5 protein-coding genes are annotated in these 4,416 nt (G+C 44.4%); 3 read left to right on the top strand and 2 right to left on the bottom strand.

Going from position 1 to position 4,416, the window contains the following annotated elements:
- Positions 1–146: YciI family protein (locus B7C60_RS19550; RefSeq protein WP_245869672.1), on the top strand; the 146-nt coding region annotated here is incomplete at its 5' end.
- A gap of 2 nt (positions 147–148) precedes the next feature.
- Positions 149–538: a GspS/AspS pilotin family protein gene (locus tag B7C60_RS14610; protein ID WP_099612290.1), complete on the top strand. Its 390-nt coding sequence runs from the start codon at positions 149–151 to the stop codon at positions 536–538.
- A 72-nt stretch (positions 539–610) separates the two neighbouring features.
- Here B7C60_RS14610 and metE read toward each other — a convergent pair whose 3' ends face one another.
- Positions 611–2,899, bottom strand: a complete 2,289-nt coding sequence (gene metE / locus B7C60_RS14605) for a 5-methyltetrahydropteroyltriglutamate--homocysteine S-methyltransferase (protein WP_099612289.1) — start codon at positions 2,897–2,899, stop codon at positions 611–613.
- A gap of 241 nt (positions 2,900–3,140) precedes the next feature.
- On the opposite strand from metE, the gene metR reads away from it, so the two are divergent.
- Positions 3,141–4,052 carry an HTH-type transcriptional regulator MetR gene (metR, locus tag B7C60_RS14600; protein WP_099612288.1) on the top strand — a complete coding sequence of 304 codons (912 nt, stop codon included), beginning with the start codon at positions 3,141–3,143 and terminating at the stop codon, positions 4,050–4,052.
- Between the two features lie 20 nt (positions 4,053–4,072).
- Here metR and B7C60_RS14595 read toward each other — a convergent pair whose 3' ends face one another.
- On the bottom strand, positions 4,073–4,270 hold the full coding sequence (locus B7C60_RS14595; RefSeq protein WP_099612287.1) for a DUF4250 domain-containing protein: 198 nt from the start codon (positions 4,268–4,270) through the stop codon (positions 4,073–4,075).
- Positions 4,271–4,416: the final 146 nt, after the last annotated feature.

The following is a 4,416-nucleotide window of genomic DNA, read 5'->3' as shown; positions in this document are numbered from 1 at the left end:
CCGGAGAGGCCGGATTTACTGGTTCAACCATCATCGCTGAGTTTGACTCTTTGCAAGCCGCTCAAGCTTGGGCGGATGCGGATCCTTACCACAAGGTTGGCGCTTATGCGCACGTTATCGTCAAGCCGTTTAAAAAAGTTTTTTAACTATGAAAAAATCATTACTCGGTATCACCAGCCTCATGTTTATTCTGCTTAGTGGATGCAGCTCTACTGGTGATCAACAAAAGCATTTAGAACTATTAGCCGCCAATCGTGCCAGTGTACTCAATGCCGAGCTGCCGATTGAACAAGGGCCACTGAATATCATGCGTGCTAGCTCTAAAGGTACAATGATCGAAATGATGATGATCTACAATATTGATCAGCAAGGTGCACAATCCCTTACCCAAGTGATAGAAAACAGTGTTCAACGTTTTTGTTCTAGTACCGATATTCGAGCCAATCTTGATGCGGGTATCAGTTACCGATTACAAGTTCGTAATCCAAGAGGTCAACTAATGGTCGATCAAATCGTCACTAAAACTCAATGTCACTGAGTTACTCCATGCCATCGTATTCAATCAACAAAGGCCTCACTAGAGGCCTTTATAATGAAAATATAATCCCCTCTATTTTTTCTGCCATTCTTCACGTAACGCTTTAGCAGCCAGCACTAAGTTGGTTAATGCGGCTTCCACCTCTGGCCAATTTCGTGTTTTTAGCCCGCAATCGGGGTTCACCCATAACCGTTCAACAGGGATTTTCTCCGCAGCTTTACGCAACAACCCTTCAATCCAGGCTTGTGATGGAATGTTAGGGGAGTGGATATCATACACACCCGGCCCTATGGCATTCGGGTAATTAAACGCTTCAAATGCTTTGAGTAATTCCATATTCGAGCGCGAGGTTTCAATGGTAATCACGTCCGCATCAAGCGCGGCAACAGAATCAATAATTTCATTAAATTCGCTATAACACATGTGAGTATGGATTTGTGTTTCAGGCCGAGCGCTCGCAGCCGATATTTTGAACGCTTGCACTGCCCATTGTAAATAAGCTTGATGATCCCGTTTCTTCAATGGTAAGCCTTCACGAATCGCAGGTTCGTCAATTTGGATAATATTGATGCCTGCATCCTGCAAGTCAGACACTTCATCACGCAACGCCAATGCCAATTGCTGAGCAATTTGCTCCCGAGTAATGTCTTCACGTGGGAACGTCCAGCAAAGGATCGTAACCGGCCCAGTCAACATCCCTTTCATCTTTTTACTGGTAAGTGATTGTGCATAACTTGACCACTCTACCGTCATGGGCTTCTCTCGTTCAATATCGGCTACCACTATGGCAGGCTTCACACAACGAGAACCGTAACTCTGCACCCAACCAAACTGCGTGGTTTGGAAACCAGCAAGATTTTCAGCAAAATATTCCACCATGTCATTACGTTCGGCTTCGCCATGCACCAGCACATCCAAGCCCAGAGCTTCTTGACGTTGAACCGCATCGGCAATATGTCCTTTAAGCGCATTCACATAATCCGTTTCAGCTAACTTGCCCTGTCGGTAAGCTCGACGTTCGGCACGAATATCTCCCGTTTGTGGGAAAGAACCAATGGTTGTCGTCGGTAACAGGGGAAGCCCAAGCACTTCTTGTTGATGGTAAGCACGCTCTGCATAAGGTGCACTTCGCTCAGCAAGAGAATCGGTAATACTGTTAAGCCGAGCTTGAACTTGAGGCTTATTAACATGAATGGCTTGTTGACGCGCTACAATAGGCTGACTGTACGTCTCACAGGCCAATATTGCTGCATGATCGCCATCTAATGCTTGGCCGAGCAGCGAAATTTCGGTCAGTTTTTGTTTGGCAAAAGCGAACCAGCTCTGCACTTCTGGTGAAAGGTTCGCTTCTAGTTCTAGATCAACGGGGCTATGGAGTAGAGAACAAGAGCTGGCAACCCATAAGCGATCCCCCAACTGTGCTTTTACTGGCTGAAGTTGATTGAGTTGTGAAGCGAGATCGGCTCGCCAGACATTCCGTCCATTCACCACACCCGCCGATAATACCCAGTCTTGAGGAAGCTTTTCTAATACCTCATCGAGTTGCTGAGGAGCTGCTGAAAGGTCAATATGCAGACCATTAACGGGCAGTTTAACAATTTTATCTAACGTATCACTTACAGAATCAAAATAGGTGGTCAACAGTAATTTCACCTCACCTTGAATCACCTGATAAGCCAGTTTAAAGGCCTCTTGCCACGGCGTTTCAAGTTCCAGAGCTAGGATCGGCTCATCAATTTGTACCCAAGTCACTCCCTGCTTGGCTAATTTAGCTAAAATCGCTTGATAAGCAGTAAGTAGACGAGGAAGTAATGTCAGTCGATCAAAACCTTCCCCAACCTCTTTACCTAAATAAAGATAACTTAACGGGCCAAGAAGAACGGGTTTAACCGGATAGCCAGCTTTGACGGCTTCATTCACTTCATCAAACAATTGTGGCCAACTTACCTCAAAACTATCTGTAGCACTAAATTCCGGCACAATGTAATGATAGTTAGTGTTAAACCATTTAGTCATATCAGAAGCGGCGCTGCCACTGCATCCACAATGATTTTGTGACTGACCACGCCCGACTCGAAACAGCGTATCGAGATCAGGAAAACCATGACGATGGCGTTCGGGAACATGACCAAGCAAAAGTGTTGTCGTTAATACATGATCATACCAAGCAAAATCACCCGCAGTCACAAAACTCAACCCTGCCTCTTGCTGCTGGTGCCAGTTTTGTTGACGAATACTTTGTCCAACCTGTTGCAGTTGAGATTGCTCAATTTCACCACGCCAATACTGCTCCAGGGCAAATTTTAGCTGACGTTTTTCACCAATACGTGGGTAACCGAGAATATGCGTTGTCGTTGCCATGTGTTTTATCCTTCTATAGATAGGTGCAGACATTAAAAGACATCTGGATGGCTAAACTATCGCGTAACATGATACTGAATACAATCACCAATTATTCAACTTGTTTATTAGAAAATTTCATGTTTATAAACATTTCATTCGTAGGATTAACAACAAATAGCCATCTAGATGTTTACACGGTTAAAAAAAACACGTAAGTTTAGATAAATTAATAATAAAAAAGGGAAGGTGAAGGTGATACATGATCGAGCTTAAACATTTAAGAACCTTAGTTTCACTGCGAGAAACGGGCTCACTAACCGCCACCGCCACGGCTTTACACCTGACTCAGTCGGCGTTATCCCATCAAATAAAAGATCTTGAAGCTCGGATTGGTGGACAACTTTTTCTCCGCAAAACACGCCCGGTTCGTTTTACATCAGAAGGTAATATTCTGCTGCGCATTGCCGATGAAATATTGCCACGCTTAGCCAAAGCAGAGAACGAACTCGCCAGCCTGAAAGAAGATGTGAATGGACGCTTACACATGGCAATTGAATGCCATTCTTGCTTCCAATGGTTAATGCCTGCCCTGCGTGAATATCAATTAGCTTGGCCCAGTGTAACGCTCGATTTTTCCTCAGGGTTTGGTTTTGAACCCTTACCTGCATTACTAGCAGGAGAGCTAGACTTGGTGATTACCTCTGATATTTTACCGCGCTCAGAGGTGCATTATGAACCCTTATTTGACTTTGAAATGCGCCTTATTACTGCAACCAACCATCCACTCGCTGATAAAACCGTCATCACACCACAAGATTTGGCCGAACAAACCATGCTGTGTTATCCGGTACAAAAACAACGCTTAGATGTCGTCAAACATTTCCTACACCCGGCAGGCGTAGAACCAGCAAAGTGGAAACAAGCAGACAATACTTTAATGCTAGTCCAAATGGTGTCTGCCGGATTAGGCGTTGCCACGTTGCCCAACTGGGCGATCAGTGAATTTTCACGCCAGGGACTTATCACCAGCAAACCATTAGGCGATGGATTATGGCGTCGGTTATTTGCCGCAACCCGCCACAGCGAAAAAGACAAGCGTTACTTACAAGCTTTTTTTGCTATCGCTCGCCAACAATGCAAAAGCCACCTTGACGGGATCAAGATGGCTTAAATTATGCGGAAAACAAGCTATTAATACGATTTAAACTGGTTGGTGAGAGGGTCATACCTAAAGCCTAGATTACTCAACTTACCAACCACATGTTGTTCATTCATCTCATACATGGATACGAGTTCATCCAAGCTATCACACTCTAAACGCAGTTTTTCATTAATAATGCCTAATAAAATTGCGTCATCAAGACGGCTAATGTTGCTTAAATCCATCATTTTGCTCCTTTCTCGTCGCCCTGATAGTAAGCTTAGCTGCAATTTTATCAATCCGTCGTGATTTTCCTCTCGAAATATCGCCGACAATGACCCTATAAATAAAGACGATAGAAACCGGTTACCGCAACTAACATCAAGAGTAACGC

Origin of the sequence: Vibrio fujianensis (assembly GCF_002749895.1) — a bacterium.
Taxonomy (GTDB): domain Bacteria; phylum Pseudomonadota; class Gammaproteobacteria; order Enterobacterales; family Vibrionaceae; genus Vibrio; species Vibrio fujianensis.
Note: the sequence above shows the minus strand (reverse complement) of the source record. Positions and strands in the feature narration are given on the sequence as shown.